This window comes from Micromonospora sp. WMMB482 (assembly GCF_019038635.1).
GTDB classification, from domain to species: domain Bacteria; phylum Actinomycetota; class Actinomycetes; order Mycobacteriales; family Micromonosporaceae; genus Micromonospora; species Micromonospora marina.
The window spans coordinates 6239748-6263847 of record NZ_JAHOPD010000020.1; the positions used below are offsets into that span (position 1 = coordinate 6239748).

Consider the following 24100-nt stretch of genomic DNA (forward strand, 5'->3'; position numbering starts at 1 on the left):
ACCTGCCTCCGGTCTTCCGGTCAGTCGGTGGTGACGAGTTGCAGCCGCAGCAGGGACGCCGTGAGCGGCTCGCCCGGGTCCGTCCGGGCCGGGGGTGGCGCCCCGGCCGCGCCGTCGCCGTCGAGCCACAGCCGGCGGCGCCGGAACACCGGCCGGGGCAGCGGCGCCCGGCGGACCGGCCCCGGCGGCGCGCCACTGAGCACGAGGTGGGCGTTGGTGCCGCCGAGGCCGAACGAGCTGACGCCGGCGACGCGTTCGGATCCGGCGGGCCAGCCGACCGGTTCCGTGGTGGGGTGCAGCGGCGAGCGGTCGAAGTCGAACCGCGGGTTCGGGGTCTCGCAGAACAGGGTCGGCGGGATCGTGCCGTGTTCCAGGGCGAGCGCCACCTTGAACAGCCCGGCCATCCCGGCGGCGCTGAGCAGATGGCCCAGGTTCGACTTCACGCTGCCGATCTCGATCCGGCCGCCGGGCCGGTCGCCGAAGACGTCGTTGAGGGCACGCAGCTCGATCGGGTCGCCGATGAGCGTGCCGGTGCCGTGCGCCTCCAGCATCGTGATGTCGGCGGGGCACCGGCCGGCGGCGGCCAGCGCCTGCCGGACCACGTCGGCCTGGGCGGCCGGGCTGGGGGTGGTGACGCCCATGGTGTGCCCGTCGTTGTTCACCGCCACGCCGTCGATCACGGCGTGGACGCGGTCGCCGTCGGCGAGCGCGGCCGCCAGCGGTTTGAGCAGCACCACACCGCAGCCCTCGCCGGGCACGAAGCCGTCGGCGCGTTCGTCGAACGTCCAGCACCGACCGGTCGGGGACAGTGCCCGGGCGGCGCTCAGGTCGAGGTACGTCTCCGGGTCCAGCAACACCTCGACGCCGCCGACGACTGCCAGCTCCGACTCCCCCGCGAGCAGGCTGCGGCAGGCGACCTGCACCGCGACGAGCGACGACGAGCAGGCGCTGTCCACGACCAGGTTCGGGCCGCGCAGGTCGAAGTGGTGTGCGACGCGGGCGGCGATGAAGTTCTGGTCGGAGCGCAGGACGTCGGTGCGGATGGGTACGCGCCGGCCGTAGTCGGACAGCCGCGCCCCGGCCACGACGGCGACGCGCCGGCCGCGCAGCTCGTCCGGGGCGTACCCGGCCTCCGCCAGGCACTCCGCGGTGCCCTCCAGGAACATCCGGATCGCCGGGTCCAGGCAGCGGGCCTCGTCGTCGCCCATGTCGAAGTAGCCGGGGTCGAACCACTCGATGCCCTCGACGAAGCCGCCCCACTTGCTGATCGACCGTCCGAGGCCGGGCTCCGGCGAGTACCAGCGGCGGTGGTCCCAGCGCTCGGCCGGCACCTCGGTGACCGCGCAGCGTCCGTGCAGCAGGTTGTCCCACAGCGTCGCGACGTCGGTCGCCCCCGGGAACCGGCAGGCCATGCCGATCACGGCCACCCGTCCGTCCAGGTCCGGCCGCGTCCCGTCGCCCGCGGCCACCGCCGCGGCCCGCGCCGCCGTCGGCACAGGCTCGTCAGCGGGTACGGGCGCAGTCACGGGTACGGGTGCCGTCACCGGCTCGGGCGCGTTCACCGCCTCGGGCGCATCCGGCGGCTCGGGCTCGGGAGTCGCGGCCCGCACGCCGAGGTGGGCGGTGAGGCGCTCCAACGTGGGATGCAGCAGCAGCGTCGCCGGGTCGAGATGGGTGCCGAGCCGCTCCTCGATGCGGACCAGCAGCTCGCCGAGCAGCACCGAGTCCACGCCCAGGTCGCCGAACTCGACGGTCGGGTCGAGGTCGCGCTCGGGGATGCCCAGCGCCGCCGAGAAGATCCCCACGAGCCACCCCGGCGGGGCCACCGGCCGGCCCGACGCCACCACGGCCGAGGCAGTGTCCGTAGTCAGGGCCGACGCCGTGACCGGGGCCAGAGCCGACCCTGGTGCCGCGCCGTTAGCCAGGGCCGACGGCGGGGCTGAGGCCGGGGCCGAGGTCGAGGACGGGGCCTGCGCCGAGGACGAGGCTGGGATCGAGGACATGGCCGGGGCCGAGCCCGGGGCGGGAATACCGGCAGGCGGAGCGCCTGTCGCGGCAGTGGGTGACGCCGGTGCCGGACGGCGCGGGCGCAGCCGCAGCAGGCCGTCTGGGTCGGGGGCGTCGCCGAGCGGCGGGCACGGCAGCACCACCGCACCGGCCGGCAGGGCGAGCACGCGGTCGACGACGCGTAGTCCGGCGGCGTCGTCCAGCGGGGCGAGACCGGCCGGCGCGCACGGGTTGGGGCGTCCGCTCGTGGAGCCGGTCTGTGCCCACTGCGGCCAGTCCACCGAGCGGAACTCCGTACGGCCGGCGGCGATCCGCGCGCGGACCAGCTCGTCGACGGCGATGTTGGCGGCGGCGTAGTCGGAGACCCCGGCGGCCAGCCCGGTCACCGTGGCGCACACCGAGGAGAACACCAGGAAGAAGTCGAGCGGGTCGGCGGCGCACAGCGGCACAAGGGTCTCGAAGCCGTCCAGTTTGGGCGCCAGCACCGCGCGGACGTCCGCCAGGTCCTTGTGCAGGAACGCCGGGTTGCCCCGGCTCTCCACACCGGCGCAGTGCACCACGCCCCGCAGCGGGCCGAGTTCGGCGCGTACCTGCCGCAGGAACTCCTCGACGCCGGGGAACCCGCCGGCGTGCTGGAGCACGCGCACGCCACGGGCGCGCAGGTCGTCCGCGACGCCGGTGTCCGCGTGGACGCCGACCAGGGCGATCGACCGGGCGCCGTGACCGGCCAGGTGCCGGGCGACGAGCGCGCCGACGCCCCGGGTGCCGCCGGTCACCAGGTAGGCCGCGTCCGGGTCGCACCGCAGCGGCGTATGGGGCGCCGGTACGAGGTCCAGGCGCGGCCGGTGCCGCCGGCCGCCGGCGTACCGGACCTCGCCGTAGGCGTCGGCCCGTACCCATTCGGTCAGGATCCGGGCGGCGAGGTCGGTGTCGTCGCCGGGCCGGTCGGTGTGCAGCACGGTGGCGGTGACGCGGGCGTACTCGGCGCCGAGGACCTTGACGAAGCCGGCCGTGCGGACGTCGCCGACGTTCGTCTCCAGGATCCGCAACGGCGTGGTGGGACGCTCGGCCAGCAGCCGCTGCACGATCCGTACCCGGGTCTCCCAGCCGGGCCCGCCGGGCAGGCCGACCAGCCCGCCGACGCCGGGCACGCGGGACAGCACGGCGCCGAGGTCCGCCACGTCGTGCACGGCCTGGCCACCGAGGCGGGCGACGAGATCGGGACTGCCGCCGACGCACAGCATCACCCCGGCCACCGGCGACGCGGCCGGTCCGGGATCGGGGTCCGGCTCCCACCCCTTGACGTAGAGCGGCACCTCGGCGGGCGGCGTCGTCGTCGGCTCGACGATCGGCGCCTGCGTGCCGGACGGCCCGGCACCGGCCGGTGTGTCCTCGGGCACCCAGCACCGCATGCGGGCGAACGGGTACGCCGGCAGGTCCACGACCGTCCGGCCCGGCTCGTGGAGCGCGGCCCAGTCGACGGCTCCGCCGGTCACCCAGTGCCGGGCGAGGTCGGTCAGGCTCGCGCCGGCCGGCGGCGCGGCGTCCGGGTCCGGCGCGGCGGGGGCGCGGCCGCGCAGCACGGCGGGGTCGGTGCGGTAGGCGGTGAGGCGTTCACACAACGTCGCGACGTCCTCGGCCACGACCGCCAGCCGCTGCCGCAGCGGCTCCCGGCCGACCTGGAGCGTGTAGGCGATGTCGGCGAGCGCCGGCCCGTCGTGCGCCAGCAGCGCGGCGGCGTGGTCGGCGGCCGAGCCGGAGTGCTCCCCGGCCGCGATCCGCCGGACCGCCGCGACGAGGTCCGCCGTGCTCGGTCCGCGATCCCGGCGCAGGTACGCGACGAGCCGCCGCACCACCTCGTCCAGGCGGTCCTCGTCGTAGGCGGACAGGACGACGAGCTGCGGCCCGGGCGGCGCGGGCGGCCGGGTACGGACGGGTGGCGCGGCGACGACCGCGTGGGCGATGGTCCCTCCGGCGCCGAACGAGCTGACGCCCGCGACCCGGGGACCGGTCCACTCGGCCCGCTGCCGCTGCACCCGGAACGGCACGGCGTCCCAGGGGATGTTCGGATTGAGTTCGTCGGCGTGCAGCGACGGCGCGAGCACGCCGTGCCGCAGTTGCAGGAGGACCTTGGTGAGACCGGCGAGTCCGGCGGCGGCCTCGGTGTGCCCGATCGTCGACTTCACCGAGCCGATCGGGATGCTGCCGGGCGGCAGGTCGGTCCCGGCCGCGTCCCGGTAGGCCCGGGTCAGGCCGTCGATCTCGACCGGGTCGCCGAGCGCCGTGCCGGCGCCGTGCGCCTCCACGTAGCCGATCTCGGCGGGTCCGGTGCGGGCGTCGCGCAGCGCCCGCCGTACCACGTCGGCCTGGGCGACCGGGCTGGGCACGATGTAGCCGTTCGTCCGTCCGGCGTGGACGACGGCGGTGCCGCGGATCACGGCGTGCACCGGGTCGCCGTCGTCGAGCGCCCGCCGCAGCGGCTTGAGGATCAGCGCGCCGACCCCCTCGGCCGGTACGAACCCGTCGCCACCGGCGCCGAAGGTCCGGCTGCGCCTGTCGCTCGCGGTGAGCTTCATCCGGTGCTGCTGGATGAACTTGTTCGGGTGCAGCGACAGGCTCACGGCGCCCGCGACCGCCAGTTCGGCCTCGCCGCGACGGAGGCTCTGCACCGCGAGGTCGAGCGCGACGAGCGCGGAGGAGCACATCGTGTCCACGGTGAGGCTCGGGCCGTGCAGGTCGAAGCAGTACGACACCCGGTTGGCGATGCCGCCGAGCGTCGCGCCGGAGTCCTGCGGGACGCCGCGCAGCGTGCGCTCCGCCCCGAACAGCGGGTACTCGTTCCACATCGCGCCCGCGTACACGGCGACCGAGGAGTGGTGCCGCTCCCGGAGCCGGGCGCGGGTGTATCCGGCGCTCTCCAGCGCGGCCCAGGTCACTTCGAGGAACAACCGTTCCTGCGGGTCCATCAGGGCGGCGTCGCGGGGGGTGATGCCGAACAGCAGCGGGTCGAACCGGTCGACGTCGTCGAGGTATCCGCCGTCCATGAGGTGGGTCGGCCATCCCGGTCGCGCCCGTTCCGGCGGGTGGGGGGTGACGCAGTCGCGGCCACCGGCGAGGTTGTCCCAGAACGCGTCGAGGTCGGGCGAGCGCGGGTAGCGTCCCGCGACACCGATCACCGCGATCTCCGTCGCGCGCTCCTCCCCCGGCTCCCGCTCCACGGCGACGGCCGGAGCGGACACGACGGCCGGGCCGGGAGGTGCGGCGGACTCGGCAGGTGCGAAGGGTTCGGCGGGCTCGGCGGGAGCCACGCGGGCGGGTGCCGTGCGGCCGGCCGCCGCCAGCGCCGCGGCGACCTCGGCGAGGGTGGCGTGCTCGAAGAACAGCGTCCGTGACCGTTCGCCCAGGTCGCTCTCCAGCCGGGCGGTCAGCCGCGTGACGAGGAACGACGACAGACCCAGCTCGGTCAGCGGCAGGTGCGGGTCGACGGACTCGGCGGGCAGGCCGGACACCTCGGCGTACACCTCGACCAGGTAGGCCCGCAGCGACCCGGCCTCATCGCGCGGCCGGGCGGCGGGTGGGGCCGGCGGCGCCGCACCGAAGGGGTAGCCGGGCAGCGGCACCCGCGGGCGGGGCTGCGGCCAGTACCGCCGCCAGTCGACCAGGCCGCCGCCGACCCAGTCCGCGGCGGCGTCGGCGTCGGTCGGTGCGGCGGCCGGCGCGAACGGCGCACCGGCGACGCCGTGCAGCACCCCGTCGCGGGCCTCGCCGCGCAGGTAGGCGTCGAGTCCGCCGACCAGGTCCGCGACGCTCGCGCACCGCACGGCGAGCCGGTGCGGCAGCGGCATCCGGCCGACCTGCGTGGTGTACGCCACGTCGGCGAGGTCGAGCGCCGGGTCCGCGGTGGAGACGTGCTCGCGCAGCCGGTACGCGGACCGGCGTAGCCGCTCCGGATCGGCGGCGGAGAGGACGACGGCGTGGGCTGGATCGGTCTGTTGCGTCACGGCACCTGCCCGCCTGGGAAGGGTCGACGGCCGAGGGGCCCGGCCGAGTCATCACGCTAGGCAGTCGTCCCGGCTTCGCCTGCTCAACGTTGAGCAGGCCGGTTGCTTCCGGCGCCCGCTCAACCGTGAGCAGACACGCCGTCGGCCGTCCCCGTAGAAACGGGCCGAACCGGCGATCTCACCTGAGGAGCGAACCGATGACCACGACGGTCGAGCCGTACCGCGCGCTGAACCAATCGTCGCTGCCGCTGGAGCGGGTGCTGCACACGCTCAACTCCGGCTTCATCCTGCACCGGGTCGGCCAGATGGCCTACGGGTTCGCCGCCGAGGGGCGCCAGTTCAGCGTGGACCTGCTGCAGTACATCAACACCTCGCAGGAGGGCGTGGCGACGTCGTTCGCCTTCGAGGAGGTGTTCGGCGGCCGGGACCGGATGCACTGGTTCATCCACCTGAAGTCCCCGCAGGACTACCGGATCCTGCTCAACATGGTCGACCACGACCTGGAGTTCCGCCGGATCTCCGACGAGGACCGGCTGCCGCACAAGGGCGGCGGCAACTGGGACCGCATCTTCGTCCACCGCAGCCTGCACGAGGACGTGCTCGTACCGCAGCACGGGATGGACCACGACGGCGACGACGCGGAGCCGGCGACCTTCGTGCCGCCCGCCTCGTCCCAGCTCAACCAGCCGCCGGAGCAGCAGATCAACTCGGCGACGGCCGGCGCGATCGTCATGCGGACCTCGGACGTCAAGTACGAGTTCCGCGAGGAGGGCCGGATGTACGCGGCCCACTGGCAGCACTTCGTCAACGAGCGGCTCGCCGGCCGGGTCACCGCGACGCTGTACGAGCAGACCTGGGGCCAGCAGGACCACCTGTTCCAGCTGATCCACCTGCGCAGCGTCGACGACTACCACGAGCTGGCCGAGCTGGAGCGGAGCAAGGAGATGGCCACCGAGGTGTTCGGCCGGCGCCGGCTGCACGAGTCCAAGGGCGGCGGCACCTGGGACCGGCTGTTCATCGAGGGCAGCATCCGCGACACGCTGCTGCTGCCGCAGGTGCCGAGCGGCGCGGCCTGAGCACCGATGGCGTACCGCACGATCGAGCTCCGGCGTGAGCCCGGACTGTTGCGCGTCACGCTGGCCCGGCCGGAGCGGCGCAACGGCATCGACGACGAGACGCTGCGCGAGCTGCACACGGCGCTCGACGAGGCCGAGGGCGACGCCGACTGCCGGGCGGTGGTCCTGGCCGGGCGGGACGGCGTGTTCAGCACCGGCATGGACTTCCGGAGCGCCGCCGGCGACGGTGGCGCCTCCGACGGCGGGGCGGCGTTCTTCGCCCTGCTGGAACGCTTCACCACGGTGCCGCGGGTGGTGGTGGCCCAGGTGGACGGGCAGGTCGCCGGCGGTGGTGTCGGGCTGGTCGCCGCCAGCGACTTCGTGCACGCCACCGCCCGCAGCACGTTCGCGCTGCCGGAGGCGCTGTGGGGGTTGCTGCCCTGCTGCGTGCTGCCGTTCCTGGTGCGGCGGGTCGGGTTTCAGAAGGCGTACGCCGCGACGTTGAGCACGCAGACGATCGCCGCGGCCGAGGCGTACCGGATCCATCTGGTCGACGAGGTCGCCGAGCGTCCCGAGACGGTGCTGCGGCAGCTGCTGTTCCGCCTCAACCGCCTCGACCCCGTGGTCGTCGGCGACGCCAAGCGGTACTTCCGGGCGTTCTCCGGCGTCGACGACCGGCTGCGCGAGCACGCGGTGACCGAGTTCGGCCGGCTGATGTCGGCGCCCGCGGTGCGGCAGCGGATCACGGAGTTCGTCGCGCACGGCCGCTACCCCTGGGAACGGTGATCGCCGTGCGCGCGTGGGTCTTCCCGGGGCAGGGCTCGCAGCACCCCGGCATGGGCGAGGGTCTCCTGGACCGTTTCCCCGCCGAGTGCGCCTCCGCCGAGCGGATCATCGGCGTGCCTCCGGCGCAGTTGTGCCGGGACACCCGGGGCGAGTACCTCGGCCGCACGCGGTACGTACAGCCCGCCGTGTTCCTGGTCAGCGTGCTGGCCGCCCGGGCCGCGCTGGCGGACGGCCGTCCGCCACCCGAGGTGGTGGCCGGGCACAGCCTCGGTGAGTACGCCGCGCTGCATCTCGCCGGATGTCTGGACTTCGACAGCGCGCTGAGCCTGGTCGTGCGCCGCGGGCGACTGATGGAGAGCGTGACCGGCGGTGGCATGGTGGCGGTGCTCGGCCTGCCGCTGTCGCGGGTGACGGAGCTGCTGGCCGAGATCCCGGACGTCGACCTCGCCAACCACAACCTGCCCGACCAGTTCGTGCTGGCCGGCAGCGCGGCGGGCGTCCGCGCGGTGGTCGGCGCCGTGCGGCGGCACGGCACCGGCCGGTGCGTGCCGCTGGCGGTCAGCGTGCCGGCGCACTCGCGGTTCATGGCCGGCGCCGCGGAGGCGTTCGCGGTGGCCCTGCGCGACGCCGCGCCGGGCCCGCCGTCGATCCCGGTGGTGAGCAACGTGACCGGGTCGCCTCATGTCCCGGGCGAGATCCCGGCCACGCTGCTGCGGCACTTCGTCGAGCCGGTCCGGTGGTGGGACACGATGTGCCTGCTGGCCCGGTCGGGGGTGACCGAGCCGGTCGAGGTCGGTCCCGGTGAGGTGCTGACCAAGATGTGGCGCCGGGCCGCCGGGAGCCTGCCGCCGCCCGCCCCCGGCGGGCCGCTCGCCCCGCCCGCGCCCGTCCCGCCGTCCGCACCGTCCACACCGGTCGCACCACCAGCCCCGTCCGCACCGTCCAACCCGGTCACACCGCCCGCGCCGGCCGTGCCGGCCATGCCGGTCGCCCCGCCGGCGCCGGCTGCCCCGGCCGCGCCTCCGGTGGCTGCGCCGTCCGTGCCGGTGGCGCCCGGTCCCGCTTCCGGGCCGCCGCCGGCTGCCGCGTCGCGTCCGCGTCCGGCGGGCTCGTCCGGGCTGCGGTCCGACTACGGCATCCGGTACGCCTGCCTGGCCGGGTCGTCGCCGTTCGGCGTCACGTCGCCGGCGTTCCTGCGACGGCTGTCGGAGGCCGGGCTGCTCGGCTTCTTCGGCGCGCAGGGCTTGGCGCCGCCGGAGATCCGGGCCGCGCTGGCCGAGCTGCGCGGCGTCCGCCGGTACGGCATGGCCTGGCCGTCCGGGGGTGACGAGCGGACGCTGTGCGACCTGTACCTCGCCCACGACGTCCGCCATGTGGAGGTCACCGGTCCGCTCGCCGTGGTGTCGCCGCAACTCGTGCGGTTCCGGCACGGCGACGGTCCCCGGCAGCTCCTGGTCCGCGCCCCGGACCTGGCCACGGCGGTCCGGTTCCTGCGCCCCGCCGACCCGGCGACGGTACGGGCGCTGGCCGCCGCCGGGCACCTGGACGGCGCGTCGGCGGGCGCGGCGGCACGGGGGCCGGTCGCCACCGACGTGGCCGTGGAGCGGGACGCGCACGCGCTGGTGCCGGCCCTGGTGGCTCTGCGCGACCGGGAGGCGCCGGGGGCGCGGATCGGGGTGGCCGGGGTCGGCACCCCGGCGGCCGTCGCCGCCGCCTTCGCGCTCGGGGCCGACTTCGTCGTCACGACGACGGTGAACCAGTGCACCGCCGAGGCGGCCACTTCGGACGCGGCGAAGGATCTGCTCGCCGCGCTCGACGTGACCGACGTCCGTGAGGCGCCCGATCCGGACCTGTTCGAGCTCGGCGCGCGGTCTCCGGTGGCGCACCGGGGCACGTTGTTCGCCGCTCGTGCCGAGGAGCTGTACCGGATGTTCCTGCGCTACGACCGGCTGGCCGACGTCGGTCCGCGGCGGCTCGCCGAGTTGGAGCGGACGCACTTCGGCCGCCCGCTGGACGAGGTGCGCGCCGATCTCGGCGTCGCGGGGCGGGACGACCGGCGCGTGCTCGCGTCGGTCTGCGCCGCGTACTGCCGGGAGGCCACCGCTGCGGCCCTGCGCGGCACGCCGGGTCAGCGGCTGAACTACCGGGTGCCGGCCTCCACCGACGTCGGGGCGTTCAACCGGCTGGTCTCGGCGGAGCCGCTGGCCGGCTGGCGGGCCCGGCACGCCGAGCTGGTCACCGAACGGCTGCTCGGCGAGGCAATTTGACCTAAATCATTTGAAAGGCCAGCCGACTCCCATTCCGCTGACAATCACCCCCTACGAACCGAACCGAGGTGGCAAAATTCCTGGTCATTGCTCTGCGTAGACACCTGCCACCCAATTAGTTACGATGGCGGCGGGCATTAACACCGCTCAATCAAGCGGTATGTGCACCCCCCGCCCGCACCCCCGAAAGGCCTTTTGCATGCATTTGCTTCACTGGATGAACGCGTGCCGAACCTGGAAGAAAGCAGACACTACAGATAGATGGACATCGTAGGCCGCGTCATGGCACCGCCCATCAATAGCGTCTCTGCCTGGGGAAACGCGGGTGGATCGCCTCATCGTAGGGCGTGCGGCACGCCGAGCGCGACCAACCGCACGAACGGCCGGCACGGGCCGTATTGCAATTCAGACAGGATGCCGACACCCGGCTAAACAATACTTGCCGACGTTGCGGCTGCACTGTCAACGATTGATAGCGTCACGCATTTCACCAGCGAACGATCAGGAACCTGACAACACGCCCGAGCCACGACATCGGGTGCCAGGAGGCCTCCTTGCGAATCGCCGGCGCCACCACAAGTTTGCGTAACGAGCTGCATCGGCTGATCCGGGACGACCCGACTTTCGCCGTCCGCACACACGTCCCGCGAGGCGGGGCCGCGTACAACTCCGGCGACCACGATCTGCGGATGTACCTCGTCGAGGTCGGCCAGTTCAAGACCATCGCATCCTCGGCGGACGGCAAGCAGTGCCTGCTGTCGATCCACACGCGGGGCGACATGTTCGGCGAACTCGGCCTGCTCGGCGGGCCGCGCCACGACACCGCCCGGGCCATGCGCGACAGCGTGATCAGGAGAGTCAACTCGGCGAAGCTGTTCGACCTGCTGAGCAGCGACGAGCAGCTCAACTGGCACTTCACCCGGTTCCTCATGGCCAAGCTGCTCGACCAGCAGCAGGCCATCACCCAACTGGTCACCATGGACAGCGAACACCGGCTGGCCGCGACCCTGCTGCGACTCGCCCGGAAGGTGGGCCGGCGGCTCAACCTCGGCATGCAGATCGACGCGAAGATCACCCAGGAGGAGCTGGCCAGCATGGTCGGCACCACCCGGTCCCGCGTCGGGCTGTTCCTCAAGCACTTCCGCGCGGCGAAGCTGGTGGATCAGCTGCCCGGCGGATATCTCCTGATCAACGAGCCGGCGCTGACCCGCTACGTGGAGTGCGGACAGTACGAGCCCGCCCGGTGGGGCGCCGACCCGATCCGGCCGGTGAACGGCGCACGCCTGCTGCGCGGCGACCGGGAGCTGTCCGCGTGAGCGCCGTCCTGGTCCTCCTGCACGGAGCCGTGCTGCTCGTGGCGCTGCTGCTCGTCGGCGGGATCGGACGCGCCGCGGCAAGGCTGTTGCGGCAGCCCCCGGTGATCGGGGAGATCGTCGCCGGTCTCCTCGTCGGCCCGGCCCTCGTCCTGTTCGCCGGTCACGACGGGCTGGCGGAGGTGCTGCCGGAGGACGTACGCGCACTCCTGCGCCTGGTCGCCGAGGGCGCCCTGGTGCTCTTCCTGGTCGGCCTCGCGCGTGAGCTGCGGGTCGGGCCGGCGCGCGACGACCGCAGGCTGGCCTGGGTGACCGCCGGGGCGCTCGTCCCGGCGCTGGTCTGCGGCGTGCTCGTCGCGCTGTGGGTTCAGTTCGTCGCCGGCCCGGCCGTACGCGGCGACGCGCCGATGCCGGCCTTCGTGCTGGGAGTCGCGGTCACGCTGTCCATCACCGCCGTGCCGGTGCTGGCGCGGCTGCTCACCGAGCGGGGCCTGACGGAGACGGCGGCCGGGGCCCTCGCGCTGGCCGCCGCCGTGGTCGTCGACGTCGTCGGCTGGCTGCTGCTGTCGCTGGCCGTCGGCCTGAGCGCCGGGGATGCGGCGACCTTCGGCCGCGCGATGGCGGTCCTCGCCGGAGCGTTGCTGCTGGCCGGCGGGATCCGATGGGTGCTGCGCCGCGGCCGGGCGGCACTGTGGTGCGGCCGGTGGCCGGCCGCCAGCGCCGTGGCGCTCGGCGTGGTGGCTCTCGTGGTCGGGTTCGGCGTCCACCTCCTCGGGCTGACCGCGGTGTTCGGCGCGATCCTGGTCGGCCTGGCGGTGCCGCCCGGCGAGCCCTGGGACGCGCCGACAGAGGCCGTGTCGCGGCTCGGGCGGTCGCTGCTGCCGATCTTCTTCGTGAGCGCCGGGCTCACCGCGCTGACCGGCGCGGTCGCCAGCACGCCGTGGTCGCTCGTGGTCGTCGTGCTCGTCCTCGGCCTGGTCGGAAAGATCGGCGGCGGCTATCTCGGCAGCCGGCTCGGCGGCTGCTCTCCCGCGGAGGCCACACGGGTCGGCATCCTGCTGAACACGCGCGGGCTCACCGAACTCATCGTGCTCCAGGTCGCGTTCCAGGCCGGCATCCTCAGCCCACCGCTGTTCCTCGCCCTGCTCATCATGGCGCTGGTCACGACGCTTCTCACCGGCCCGCTGCTGTCGTCGGCGGACCGGTTCGGGCGGGCCGCCGACGCCGGCGACAGCGCCTCGGGCGCCGTGTCCGGCCCGTCAGTGGTGAGCCCCCGATGACGGGTACGCGGTCAGGCCGCCGCCATGTCGCGCAGCTTCAGCACCGAACGCCAGTTGCGCGTCGTCCCGATTACGCCGGTCTTCTTCTCCACGAAGGCGTTGCTGAGCTTGCTGCGCCCGTACCCGTCGGGAACGTGCACGAACACGTCCCGGCCGAGCAGCGTCAGCGTGCCGGTCTCGCCGGGCGGGGCGGCGAGCGCCGCCTGCTTGTCCGCGCCGGGATCGCTGCCGAGCATCGTGACGAGCAGCTTCGTGTGATCCGTCTGCACGTCGAGATACGGGTTGGCGGCGATCATCGCGTCGAGCTCGGCCAGGCTGCGCAGCAGCACCGGGACGTCGCGGCCCCACCGCTGCTTGATGCCCCTGCCGATCTCGGCCAGGATCGCGGCCTCGTCGGTCTCGGGGCAGCCGAACACGACGTTGCCGCTCTGGATGTACGTGGCCACGCCGTCGAAGCCGCAGGAGACGAAGACCTCTTTCAGCTCCGTCATCACCATCGAGCTACCGCCACCGATGTTCACCGCGCGCAACAGAGCGACGTATCTCGTCATGACCCGGGATGGTAACCGGCCGGGCCGGTCGCGGGCGCTCAACTCTGAGCAGACACGCCCGGCCCCCGGTCGTACAACGTCAGGGACCGCGACGGTGAGGGATCCACGAAGAGGAGAGGCCCGAGGATGATCACCACAGCGGTCGGCATCGAGGATCTCCACGTCTATCCCGGCCGGGCGTACGTCGACGTGCCCAGCCTGTTCGAGGCGCGCGGCCTGGACCCGTCGCGGCTGCCGAACCTGATGATGCGCAGCCGGTCGGTGAGCCTGCCGTGCGAGGACCAGGTGACCCACGCGGTCAACGCCGCCCGGCCGCTGGTCGACGCGCTGTCGCCGGAGCAGCGGGAGGCGATCGAACTGGTGGTGGTCGCCACCGAGTCGGGGCTGGACTTCGGCAAGCCGATCAGCACCTACGTCCACGACCTCCTCGGCCTGCCGACGCGCTGCCGGTCGTTCGAGGTCAAGCACGCCTGCTATGGCGGCACCGCCGCCCTGCAGAGCGCGGCGGCGATCATCGCCGCGAGCCCGGCACCGGACGCGCGGGCGCTCGTGGTCGCCACCGACATCGCCGGCGTCGCGGCGGCCGGCAGCTACTTCGAGCCGTCGGAGGGGGCCGGCGCGGTCGCGATGCTGGTCAGCCGTACGCCCGACGTGCTGCGGCTCGACCTGGGCGCCAGCGGGTACCACACCCAGGAGGTGATGGACACGCTACGGCCCCGCCCGGACGTCGACGTGGTGAACTCCGACCTGTCCCTGCTCGCCTATCTCACCTGTCTGGAACGGTGCTTCGCCGCCTACCGGGACCGCGTCGAGGGCGCCGACATCGTCACCACGTTCGACCACCTCGTCTTCCACATCCCCTTCGCCGGGATGGTCAAGGGCGCCCACCGTACGCTGCTGCGCAAGACCACGCGCATGGCGCCGGCCGACATCGACCGGGACTTCGCGGCGCGGGTGGCCCCGTCGCTGTCGTACACGAGCCAGATCGGCAACCTCTACTCCGGTTCGCTCTACCTCGCGCTCTGCTCGCTGATCGACCACGCCGACTTCTCAGTGGCCCGCCGGATCGGCCTGTTCTCCTACGGCTCCGGCTGCGGGTCCGAGTTCTTCAGCGGGGTCGTCACGGAGCGGGCCGCCGGCCGGCTCGCGGCCCGCCCGCTCGCCCGCGCCGTCGAGGAACGCCGCCGGCTCACCGTCGCCGAGTTCGACGACTGGAACCGGCACACCGCCGACCGTGCCTTCGGTGTCCGCGACGCCGTCCTGGACACCGCCCCCTACCGTTCCGTTCTGGACAGTCACGTGGCCGGCCGGGGCCTGCTGCTGCTCGACCGGATCGAAGACTTCCACCGCGTGTACCGGTGGAGTTGAGCGCGCCATCCGAGGGAGGACCCATGAGTGTGCCCACGTCCGCGGTCGTCGTGCCCGACCTGCTCCGGCACCGCACCGGCCTGATGCCCGACCAGGAGGCGATAAACGTCCGCGGCAAGACGGCGATCACCTACCGGGACTGGGACCGGCGCTCGAACGCCGTCGCCCGCGCGGTGCTCGACCGGCTCGGCGGCACCGGGCGGGGCGCCCGGGTGGCGCTGCTGTTCGGCGGCGACGACTGGATCGACTACGCGGTCGCCTACCTCGGCGTGCTCAAGGCCGGCGCCACCGCCGTACACGTGAACGACACGATGCCGGCGGTGGAGCTGCGCCGCCGGTTCGACCAGTGCGCGGTGGCCGGCGTGATCCGCGGCGCGGCGCTGCCGCCGTGGCGGGACGACGCCGGACGCTGGTCGGTGGTCGTCGCGGACCTCGACCAGGGCGACACCGGCGACATCGACACCGGCGTCACCCCCGAGGACATCTCCGACATCCTCTACACCTCGGGCACCACCGGCCTGGCGAAGCCGTTCACCAACCCGCACGGCAACCTGACGTACGGGCGCGGGTCCGCCGCCCTCGGGCAGCTGGTCGACCCCGCGCCGCTGCTCGCGCCGATGCCGCTGGGCACCACGTCGAGCGCGACGACTGTCGCGGTGCTGGCCACCACGACGCCGTCCCCGCTGATCGTGTGCTCCCCCGACGACCCGGAGGAGATCGCCCGCCTGCTCGCCACGCACGGCTGCGCGACGCTCATCCTCACGCCGTGGACCGCGATCCGGCTCGCCGCCATCCGCCCGCAGGACCGCTACGACCTCAGCTCGGTCAAGACCATCGGCAACGCGTCGGCGATCATGCCGCCGCGCATCGCCCGCGACCTCCTCGCCGCCATGCCGAACGCCACCATCGCCAACGCGTACGCGCAGTCCGAGGCGGTGCCGGCGATCATCCTGGGCAACGTCGACCCGGACCGGCCGATGTGGCTGGGGCGCCCCGGTCGCGGCACCGAGATGCGCGTCGTCGACCCGCAGGGCGAGCCGCTGCCGCCGGGCGAACTCGGCGAGGTGTGGCTGCGCTGCGAGGCGCCCAAGCGGCTGTACCTCGACCAGGCGCTCAACGCCAGCGTGCACGCCGGCGGATGGACGCGTACCCGTGACCTCGGACGCGCCACCGCCGACGGCGAACTGTTCCTGTTCGACCGGATGACCGACGTCATCACCACGGACGGGAAGCTCGTGTCGTCGCTGGAGGTCGAGGCCGCGCTCTACGACCACCCCTCGGTACGCGAGGCCACAGTCATCGCGCTGCCCGACCCGGAGCACGGCGAGGTCGTCGCCGCCGTCGTTGCGGCCGACCCGGCCCTGGACGACGCGACGCTCGCCGCGTTCCTCGCGCAGCGGCTGGAACCGCACCAGGTGCCCGCCCGCATCCACCGCCTCGACGCGCTGCCCCGCGGAGGCACCGGCAAGGTGCTGAAGTACCAGTTGCGGCAACGCTTCGGCGGCTGACCGTCGCGGTTGTCGCCGACGAGCGGCCCTCCGCCGCGTACCCTGTCGGGGCTGGTGACGGCACGAGCCGGCTGCCTCCGACCACCTCGGCCAGCGGGGTGATCGGGCCTTGCGCAGCGGCCACGGACAGACATCGAGGTGGGAGATGCCGCAGCTGGACCCGGCCGCGGCGCAGCGCGCGGAGGCCGTCGCCGTCGCGGCCCTCGCCGTCGTCGTGACCGTCGCGGCCGGGTACCCGTGGTGGTCGCTGCTCGCCCTCTTCCTCGTCTTCGACCTGTCCATGCTCGGCTACCTGCGCGGGCCGCGCGTCGGCGCCGTCTGCTACAACGTGGCGCACTCGTACACGCTGCCGGCGGTGCTCGGCGCGGTGGCAGTGGTGGCGGCCGCGTCCGGCGACCGGATCGACTGGCTCGGAGTCCTGGCCGTCGCGTGGGCGTTCCACATCGCCGTCGACCGTGCCCTGGGTTACGGCCTCAAGACCACCCAGGGGTTCGAGCACACCCACCTCGGCCGGATCGGAAAGGCCCGCCGCGCCGGGTCGGCCACCGACGAACGCTGACGGCTTCGGTCACGGGCGGGTCGGTTCGCAGTTCGCGCTCGTCAGCCGCACCGAGTACTCACGGTCGTCGGACGTGATCCCGGACGGTACGCCGTCGAAGTACGCCTCCACCTTCTCCCAGCCCCGGCGCTGCTCGTAGTGCAGGTGCGCAGCGCCGGAGTTCCCGGTGCTGCCCACCCGTCCGAGCTGGTCCCCCCGGGCCACCCGCTGACCGGCCTGCACCGACGGCGGTTCGAGCAGGTGCAGGTACTGCGTCTCCCACTTGCCGCCGTGGTCGATCTTGACCCAGTAACCACCGCCGCGTCCCCGCGGCCCGTCCGGATCCTGCGGGGTACGGCCACCCAGCGAGCCGTTGATCCCCGCCACCGTGACGGTGCCGGCGGCGGAGGCGAGCACCGGCCGTCCCCACGCGTTCCCGGAGGTCGGGAAGAAGTCGACGTCGTAGTCGTCGTGCCCCGGATAGGTCGACAGCCGCCACGTCTCGCCGCAGGCCACCGGGAGCCGGAAGTCCGGTCGCGGGCCGGGTGGCCGCAGCAGCGGCACCACGACCGCCGCGCCGGCGGCGAGCACGGCGAGGACGCCGACGATCAGCAGGACGCGCGAGGCGCGGCGGCGCGGGCGGCGGGAACCTCGGGAACGCTCGGTGGTCATCGCTTCGAGCATGACAGGTGGCGCTGTCGGGTCTCAGCCGAGCTCGATGACGGGCCGGGTCAGGATCTCGTCGGCGTACCCGTCGTCGGAGGCGAACCACCGGCCGAAATCCTCGTCGCGGAACGCGGTCGCGAGGGTGAGCCAGCCCAGGAAGAAGCCGCTGCCGCCACAGGTGGCACCGCCGCCGTCGCCACCGCACACGACGGTGCGCTCGGTCGTCGCCTCGTGCCGGTAGGGATCCTGCCCGATCGCCAGGCCCCAGAGGTTGCCCTGCCGGTGCGGGCCGGTCCGGTGGTCGTACGGATAGCCGTCGCCGGGGCAGTCGTCACCCCAGCGGAACAGCGTCGCCGCACCGGCGCCGCACGCCCACTCCCACTCGTCCGGGGTGGCCGTCCGCAGGCCGAGGCTCGCGAGCCCGGCCATCGCCTCGTCGTACGAGACCTCGCGGATCGCCCGGGCCCGCACCACCCGCCCGGTCCGGTCGAACTCGACGGTCAGCCCGTCACCACCCGATCCGGAGGTGCGCACCCCGCCGAACCGCCCATCGGCCGACGCGACCAGCTCTCGCACCCGGGGGTCGTCCGGCGCCAGCGGAATCTCGCACGGATCGAACGCGTCCACCGCGACCAGCATCGCCGGCATCTCGGCGCCGCGTGCGGGCGACGTCATCGCGTCGACGTGCTCGGTCAGCGACGGAAGCCCGAATTCGGCGGCGCTTTCGGCGTAGTCGGCGGCCTGGTGCGGAAGGGGCCGGAACCGGTCCGCGTCGTAGCCGAGCGTCGGCCGGCCGCCGGGTACGAGCGCGAACCGCATCCCGCCGCGGTCGAACAGCACCGTCCGGTGCGACCGCCCCGCGTACGCCCGCTCGCCGGTGCCGACCACCGTCAGCTCGTGCCGTGTGGCGATGTCCTGGGCGATCCGGCCGGCAGCGCCGTCGGAGAGATCGTTCCACTGCGCGAAAGTCAGATCGGCGTACGACACCGCGAAAGGACAGCCACGGGCTCCGACAGTGTCCGGCCCGCCCGTCGGTCGGCCTCGACGCCGCCGAGCAGCGCCGCCACGCCGGCCCTGTCCAGGTCGTCGGAGTCGGAGCCGGGCACCGGGTGCAGCGGGGCCGTACCGCCGGCGGTCAGGCGGCGCGGCGGGCGCGGCGACGGGCTCGGAGGAAGGCGGTGTCGCCGCGGCCGAGGCCCCACCAGGACCACGGAACGCCGGTCATGTACCGGCCGATCGACGCGAACACCGGCGCGGCCTCGGCGTCACGGCCCGTGCGCACCAGCCCGTACGCCAGGAAGTTGGCGTCGTCGAGCCAGTCGGCGTGCCTGGTCGCCGGCTGGTGGAACCACCGGGACAGCGCGTTGTCGAGATCCGACTGCATGACCGGATCCTGTCGCCACCGCTCGCTGATCTCGTCGGCGGTACCGCCGTCGGGTTCGCGCTCCTGCTCCCACAGTGCCCACTCCGCGGCGGCCCGCACCGGCAGCACGAGCAGCGGCGAGCCCGTAGGCGCCGTGGCGGCGACCGATCGGGCGAAGCCGAACATCGCCTCGTGCGAGCCGCTCCACTTCCTGCAGTGGTAGGTCAGCCTGAGTACGTGGCCCTGCTGATGCCAGGGATCCCGCTTGGTCAGCTCACGCCATGTCTCCTCGACGTCCTCCAGTGGCGCACTCTCGTCGATCATCAGATCCAGCCGGTGCACCCACGGCGTGGGGTCCTCGGGCGCGAGCCGCATCGCCCGATCGTTCACCTGCCGGGCCAGGTCCAGCAGGCGGTGGAACTCGGCCCACTGCTCGGGACGTACGGCGGCGGCCCAGTCGCCGCCGCGCACCTCCCACGCCCGTGCCATCAGGGAACGGGCACGGACGAGCTGGGCGTCCGGATCGGCGGGCGCGCGCGAGGCCCAGCCATCGGTCCAGGCGGCGACGGTGTCGACCCGGCCGGTCGTACGGTCGACCCGGGATCCCAGTCCACGAGCAGTCGATTCGGCCAGCACACGGACGTACCGTGCCCGGCGGTCGTAGTCGTCCCGGGTGGCGGCCAGCGCCTTCCGGGCCGGTCCGATGTCGGAGCCGTACCGCGCCTGCGTGCACGCCTCGCGCAGCACGGCGTCGTCCTGCGCCAGGTTGATGTCGATCTGGCGGGTGAGCAGCCGCCACACGGTCAGGATCATGATCAGGGATGGTAGATGCCGGCGGGGCGGCGTGCGCACCGGCGGCCGATCAGCCGGACCGCTGAAGCCGACCCGGCGATGCCGTCGGTGGACGTGTTCTGCCGCGAGCTAACCCGCTTGTCGAGTCGCGGGGCGGTGTAGAGGATCGGTGAATGGATCTCCGTGCTGCGGAACGGCGGCTCCAAGCCGCCCAGCGTGCCGCCGATGTCGAGTCTCTCGACGCACTTCTGCACCCCCGGGTCGTGGGTGCCGGACCGGACGGCACGGTCTTCACCAAGGAGGACGACCTGGAGAGCTACCGCTCGGGGGCCCTGCGGATCACCAGCCTGATGGAAAAGTCACTCGACGTCCAGGACGACGGTGAGACCGGAGTGACCCGCACGGTCGCTGCGGTGGAAGCGGTTCAGGGCGGTGCCGTCGTGTCCGCGCGGTTGCGCTACACCCGGCTGTGGGTGCGTGAGGACGGCAACTGGCGGGTGCTGGCCGCCACCTTCGTCCCGGTCCAGTGACCGCTCCACCTGCTGTACGTCGGGCCCCGGACGGGGGTTTGCACCCACTCCGCCGGTCGGATCCGCTCAGGCCCCGGCAGTCGACTCCAGCGTGTAGTGAATGGTCTGCGCGACGATCCAGCCGTCCTCGACGACGTACGAGTCGGCGCCGTCGCGGACCCGCGCGCCCGGTGCGTCAGCGGTCCACTCCAGGAACCCGATCCGATCCTCCATCAGCACCGTCGTGTAGGTGAAGTGGGCGCCCGGAAGCTCCGCGCTCAGCCACTGCGCCAGTGTCCGCACCCCGGCGTGCCCCCGGAACACTCCCCTGCGATCGAGGACAAGGCAGTCCGGCGACACGTTGCGCTCGATGTCCTCGGCGAACCGGCCCTCGTTCGACAGGCGCAGATGCTCGTCGAGCACCTCGCGTGCCGAGCGCGCCCGCAATTGCTCGGTCATTCACCGCAGCCTCTCGTGCATGGACGACTCACGCCATCATCCAACGCCGAGCGGGCGGTGCGTCGCCGATCACGGATCCTCGACGCGTGGTCGCAGCGAGCAGGCGACGCCCGCGCCCGGCTCGCCCGGTGGCCGACGCATCCGTCGACCCGCCGGTGGCGGGGGCGACTCACGGTCGGCCCCCGCCCTCGTCGCACGGCGGTCAGCCCTTGCGCCACTTCTGGTTGGCCGTACCCGCACAGTCCCAGAGCTGGAGCCTCGCGCCGTCCTCGCCGTTCCAGTCCTTGATGTCGACGCACTTGCCGGCCTGGAGGTTGACCAGGTCTCCGGCCGCGTTCAGGGTGAACTGCTGGGCGCCGGTGCCGTTGCAGGTGTAGAGCTGCACCACCGCCCCGTTCGCGGTGGACCCGGCGTCGATGTCCATGCACTTGTTGTTCTGGCTCCTCAGCGCCGTGCCGCTGAACGTCCACCTCTGTGCGTTGGTGTTGTTGCAGTTCCACATCTGCAGCGGCGCCCGGTCGGCGAAGTTGGAGCTCGGCACGTCGATGCACTTGTCGTTCCAGTTGCTGACCACGGGCACCCCGGTGGCCGGGTTGCCGCCGCCACCGCCGGTGAACGGGCTGAGGATCAGTCCGGCCGAACGGGGGTCGCCGTCGTGCACCAGCGACTCGAATCCGCCGACGTCGTCGAAGGCGAACGCGTACGCCCGGCCGTCGGTCATGTTGGCGTGGATCAGGCGGGCGTACTGGTTGGTGGGATTGTTGCGGTAGAAGCCGGCGGCGTCGGTGCTGGGCTGGGTGTCGACGGTGCCCAGGGTGCCCCGGTTGAGGGCGGCGCAGAGCGTGCGCGAGATCGGGCCGACCACCTGGTCGTTCGGCGCGGGCAGGTCGCCGTCGCAGCCCCAGACGCTGGCCGAGGAGGGCCGGTTGAAGGAGGCGACCACCTGGCCGCTGCCGTTCGTGAAGGTCATGGTGCTGCCCGAGGTGCGGCCGTAGTACCGGATGGCCGGTTGGTCGGCGAAGGGCGCCACGGTCAGCGTCTTCGTGGTGTACGCGTTCCACGCGGAGGCGATGTAGGAGTCCAGGTAGGTGGTGCTCAGCAGGCCGACCCCCGCCGCCTTGCCCGGAGCCAGGACGCGCAGCACGGTCCCGTCGGAGCGGGTGTGGACGGTGCCGGCCCAGCCCGGCTGTGCCCGGATGCCGTCGATGACCGCGTTGCGCCCGTTGGCCACCACGTCGCCGGTGCGCTTGGTGACGCCGTTGGCGCCGGTCACGGTGACGGCGTGCGGAATCGCGAACATGTCGACCTGAGAGCTGTTGAGCCACAGCCCGGAGTCGTTGTAGGTGAACTCGCTCCAGTCGAAGAGGATGTCGCGGTTCGCGTCACCGGCTGCCCAGGGTGCGGGCTGCACCAGCCCGTCCGGGGTGAGGAAGAACTTCAGCTTCTGCCCGAGGGCGAAGTAGGCCCGGCCGGAGAAGCCACGGGGGAACCGGATCGTGGTGCTGCCGCCGTTGCCGGGCCCCGGTATGGAGACGTCGGGCGCGGGCGACGGCGGGATCTGCCCGCCGGTCCACGGCACGAAGGCGCCGCCGGAGGTGACGTAGCCGAGCCGGCCGGAGGACAGCTGGACGCCGATGACGTAGAGGTGGACCGGGTCGCTGCGGCCGGTGGTGTTGGTGACGGTCACGGGCAGCAACGCCGGTCCGACCGCGTGGGCGGGCGTGGCGACGACGGTGCCCGCGAGCCCGGCGAGCAGGGCGGACGCGGCGGCGAGCAGCTTTCTTCGGAGACGCATGGCGACACCTCGCTGGAGACGGGGACAGGGAGAGCGCTCTCTCAGCAGAGTCCAATTGTTAATATTGTTTGTCAATAGGTGATCTCCTATGGATGCGGGCCTGTCACCCGACCGGCCGTACCGTCACACGACCTCAGCCGACCTGCCTGGGCCGTACACCTAGGTGAGCGCGTGCACCAGCGCGGTCGCGGCCCCGGCCAGGAGGGCCACTCCCGCGCCGGCACCGACGACGGCGCTGGGGGCGAGGTCGTACCGCCGGGCGACGGTGACGCTGACGAGCGCGACCAGGGTGACCAGCGCGGCCCAGATCGCGAGGGCCGGATACCGCAGAAGTGGCGCCAGAGGGAGGAAGTGCAGGCCGACGATCAGGGCGATCCAGGCCGGGACCAGGGACGTGCGGCCGGCCCGCCGGAGCCAGATCGCGCCGGCGGCACAGAGGACCACCTCGATCAGGACGACCACACCGAAGACCGGCCCCGTCCTCTCGTCAACGGAGCTGCCCTCGTCCCAGGTGCGTGCGGTGACGATGCCGCCGATGATCGCCGCGGCCAGGGACAACACCGAGCCGACGCCGAGCCACGGACGCCATGCCCTGGGCGGTGCCTCCTGCGCCCAGCCGAACCAGACGAGGCCGAAGACTCCGAAGATCGCGGCGGTGGCCGCGGCGTTGGCCGCGAATTCAGCATCCATCGGCGCAGTCTAGGGGCCGACGACAGTCGCTCCGGACGGACGTCCAGGCGCTTTGCTGCGCTGCGCGCATCCGGTGAGTGCGTCAGCCGGTTGCCGTCCCGGCGGAACGGATCACCGCGTCGAGCCAGCGCAGCTGCCGCCGGACGTGGACGGCTTCCCCGCCCTCGTGGCCGTTGAACGGGTACGTGTGCATCTCCCGTGGCGGCGTGGCCGAGCCGCCGGCGGCGTACTGGTTGTAGGCGGCGAAGCCGGTGCTCGGCGGGCAGACCTCGTCGCGCAGGCCGATCCCGAAGTGCGCCGGGGCGGTGGCCCGCCGGGCGAAGCTGACCCCGTCCACGTAGGACAGGGTGTGGCGGACCGCCTCCTCCGCCTCGCGATGCACCGCCAGGTAACGGGCGATCTCGCCGTACGGTGACGCGTCGGTCAGTTCGACGGCGCGCTGGATGTCGCACAGGAACGGGGCGGTGACCAGGAGCGCGGCGAGGCCGTCGACGAGGCCCGCCACCGCGAGCGCGAGTCCTCCGCCCTGGCTGTTGCCCACCGCGGCGACGCGGGCCGGGTCCACCCCGGGCAGTACGCGGACGGCGTCGATCGCGCGGACCGCGTCGGTGATCAGGCGGCGGTAGTGGTAGTCGTCAGGGGACAGGATTCCCCGCGTGGCGGGGCTGGGCCCGCCGGGCCCGTCGTGCGGGTCCGGGGTGTCCCCGTGGCTGAACAGTCCGGCCTGTCCCCGGTTGTCCACCAGCAGGTGGGCGTAGCCGGCCACCGGCCAGGTGAGCCGCTCGCCCGGCAGGCCCCGGCCGCGCCCGTAGCCGGGGTACTCCACCACCGCCGGCAGCGGCGCCTGCACGCCCGCGGGACGGGTGTACCAGGCCCGGACCGGTTCGCCGGCGAAGCCGGCGAACGTCACGTCCCACACGTCGACCAGCCGGAAGCAGGTGGGTTCGGGACGGACGCCGACGAGCACCGGCGTGGCCGCGGCGGCGGTGAGGGTGGCGCGCCAGAACCGGTCGAAGTCGACGGGCTCGACGACTGCCGGTACGTAGCGGCGGAGCTGGTCGAGGGAGATATCAATCGACGCTCTTGACACGCTGATAACGATACCCATAAATTTCCGAAAGGCTTACGCAGTATTACCGGAAAGTTCCAGCC

The 24100-nt window shown here is 73.2% G+C and carries 18 protein-coding genes; 9 read left to right on the plus strand and 9 right to left on the minus strand.

The window, feature by feature from the left end; genetic code table 11:
* Nucleotides 1-20: 20 nt before the first annotated feature.
* On the minus strand, nt 21-6008 hold the full coding sequence (locus KSK32_RS30225) for an SDR family NAD(P)-dependent oxidoreductase (RefSeq protein ID WP_216934941.1): 5988 nt from the start codon (nt 6006-6008) through the stop codon (nt 21-23).
* A gap of 197 nt (nt 6009-6205) precedes the next feature.
* Here KSK32_RS30225 and KSK32_RS30230 point away from each other — a divergent pair, with 197 nt between their 5' ends.
* The 5 genes from KSK32_RS30230 (at nt 6206) to KSK32_RS30250 (ending at nt 12709) form a co-directional block, all read left to right on the plus strand.
* Nucleotides 6206-7084, plus strand: a complete 879-nt coding sequence (locus tag KSK32_RS30230; protein WP_120569398.1) for a DUF6039 family protein — start codon at nt 6206-6208, stop codon at nt 7082-7084.
* Nucleotides 7085-7090: 6 nt separating this feature from the next.
* A complete protein-coding gene (locus KSK32_RS30235) occupies nt 7091-7849 on the plus strand; it encodes an enoyl-CoA hydratase-related protein (RefSeq protein WP_216934943.1) in 759 nt (252 codons plus the stop codon).
* Between the two features lie 5 nt (nt 7850-7854).
* Entirely contained in the window at nt 7855-10116 is a 2262-nt protein-coding gene (locus KSK32_RS30240; protein WP_289256429.1) for an acyltransferase domain-containing protein, read from the plus strand.
* A 554-nt stretch (nt 10117-10670) separates the two neighbouring features.
* Entirely contained in the window at nt 10671-11432 is a 762-nt protein-coding gene (locus KSK32_RS30245; protein WP_216934946.1) for a Crp/Fnr family transcriptional regulator, read from the plus strand.
* The gene (locus KSK32_RS30250; RefSeq protein ID WP_216934948.1) at nt 11429-12709 is read left to right on the plus strand and encodes a cation:proton antiporter; all 1281 of its coding nucleotides are present in this window, start codon (nt 11429-11431) and stop codon (nt 12707-12709) included. Before KSK32_RS30245 ends, KSK32_RS30250 begins: the two co-directional genes overlap by 4 nt.
* A gap of 11 nt (nt 12710-12720) precedes the next feature.
* Here KSK32_RS30250 and KSK32_RS30255 read toward each other — a convergent pair whose 3' ends face one another.
* Nucleotides 12721-13260, minus strand: a complete 540-nt coding sequence (locus KSK32_RS30255; protein ID WP_216934950.1) for a DUF1697 domain-containing protein — start codon at nt 13258-13260, stop codon at nt 12721-12723.
* Between the two features lie 126 nt (nt 13261-13386).
* On the opposite strand from KSK32_RS30255, the gene KSK32_RS30260 reads away from it, so the two are divergent.
* The 3 genes from KSK32_RS30260 to KSK32_RS30270 all read left to right on the plus strand — a co-directional run bounded on the left by KSK32_RS30260 (nt 13387) and on the right by KSK32_RS30270 (nt 16695).
* Nucleotides 13387-14628: a hydroxymethylglutaryl-CoA synthase family protein gene (locus KSK32_RS30260; RefSeq protein WP_216934952.1), complete on the plus strand. Its 1242-nt coding sequence runs from the start codon at nt 13387-13389 to the stop codon at nt 14626-14628.
* Nucleotides 14629-14651: 23 nt separating this feature from the next.
* Complete coding sequence (locus tag KSK32_RS30265; RefSeq protein ID WP_216934954.1) at nt 14652-16136, plus strand: class I adenylate-forming enzyme family protein; 1485 nt, start codon at nt 14652-14654, stop codon at nt 16134-16136.
* Nucleotides 16137-16281: 145 nt separating this feature from the next.
* Nucleotides 16282-16695, plus strand: a complete 414-nt coding sequence (locus KSK32_RS30270; protein ID WP_216934956.1) for a DUF4260 domain-containing protein — start codon at nt 16282-16284, stop codon at nt 16693-16695.
* 9 nt (nt 16696-16704) lie between these two features.
* On the opposite strand, the gene KSK32_RS30275 is transcribed toward KSK32_RS30270, so the two are convergent.
* From KSK32_RS30275 to KSK32_RS30285, 3 genes are all read right to left on the minus strand, one after another.
* Nucleotides 16705-17346: a M23 family metallopeptidase gene (locus KSK32_RS30275; RefSeq protein WP_216934958.1), complete on the minus strand. Its 642-nt coding sequence runs from the start codon at nt 17344-17346 to the stop codon at nt 16705-16707.
* A 33-nt stretch (nt 17347-17379) separates the two neighbouring features.
* Complete coding sequence (locus tag KSK32_RS30280; protein ID WP_216934959.1) at nt 17380-18327, minus strand: hypothetical protein; 948 nt, start codon at nt 18325-18327, stop codon at nt 17380-17382.
* Nucleotides 18328-18475: 148 nt separating this feature from the next.
* On the minus strand, nt 18476-19516 hold the full coding sequence (locus KSK32_RS30285) for a DUF4034 domain-containing protein (protein ID WP_216934961.1): 1041 nt from the start codon (nt 19514-19516) through the stop codon (nt 18476-18478).
* A 152-nt stretch (nt 19517-19668) separates the two neighbouring features.
* Here KSK32_RS30285 and KSK32_RS30290 point away from each other — a divergent pair, with 152 nt between their 5' ends.
* On the plus strand, nt 19669-20025 hold the full coding sequence (locus tag KSK32_RS30290; protein WP_216934963.1) for a nuclear transport factor 2 family protein: 357 nt from the start codon (nt 19669-19671) through the stop codon (nt 20023-20025).
* Between the two features lie 66 nt (nt 20026-20091).
* Here KSK32_RS30290 and KSK32_RS30295 read toward each other — a convergent pair whose 3' ends face one another.
* The 4 genes from KSK32_RS30295 to KSK32_RS30310 form a co-directional block, all read right to left on the minus strand.
* Nucleotides 20092-20463, minus strand: coding sequence for a nuclear transport factor 2 family protein (locus KSK32_RS30295; protein ID WP_216934965.1), 372 nt, complete (start codon nt 20461-20463; stop codon nt 20092-20094).
* Nucleotides 20464-20665: 202 nt separating this feature from the next.
* Entirely contained in the window at nt 20666-22258 is a 1593-nt protein-coding gene (locus KSK32_RS30300) for a beta-1,3-glucanase family protein (protein WP_216934967.1), read from the minus strand.
* Between the two features lie 159 nt (nt 22259-22417).
* The gene (locus KSK32_RS30305) at nt 22418-22948 is read right to left on the minus strand and encodes a hypothetical protein (RefSeq protein ID WP_254187255.1); all 531 of its coding nucleotides are present in this window, start codon (nt 22946-22948) and stop codon (nt 22418-22420) included.
* A gap of 82 nt (nt 22949-23030) precedes the next feature.
* A complete protein-coding gene (locus KSK32_RS30310) occupies nt 23031-24056 on the minus strand; it encodes an acetylxylan esterase (protein ID WP_216934970.1) in 1026 nt (341 codons plus the stop codon).
* Nucleotides 24057-24100 lie beyond the last annotated feature (44 nt).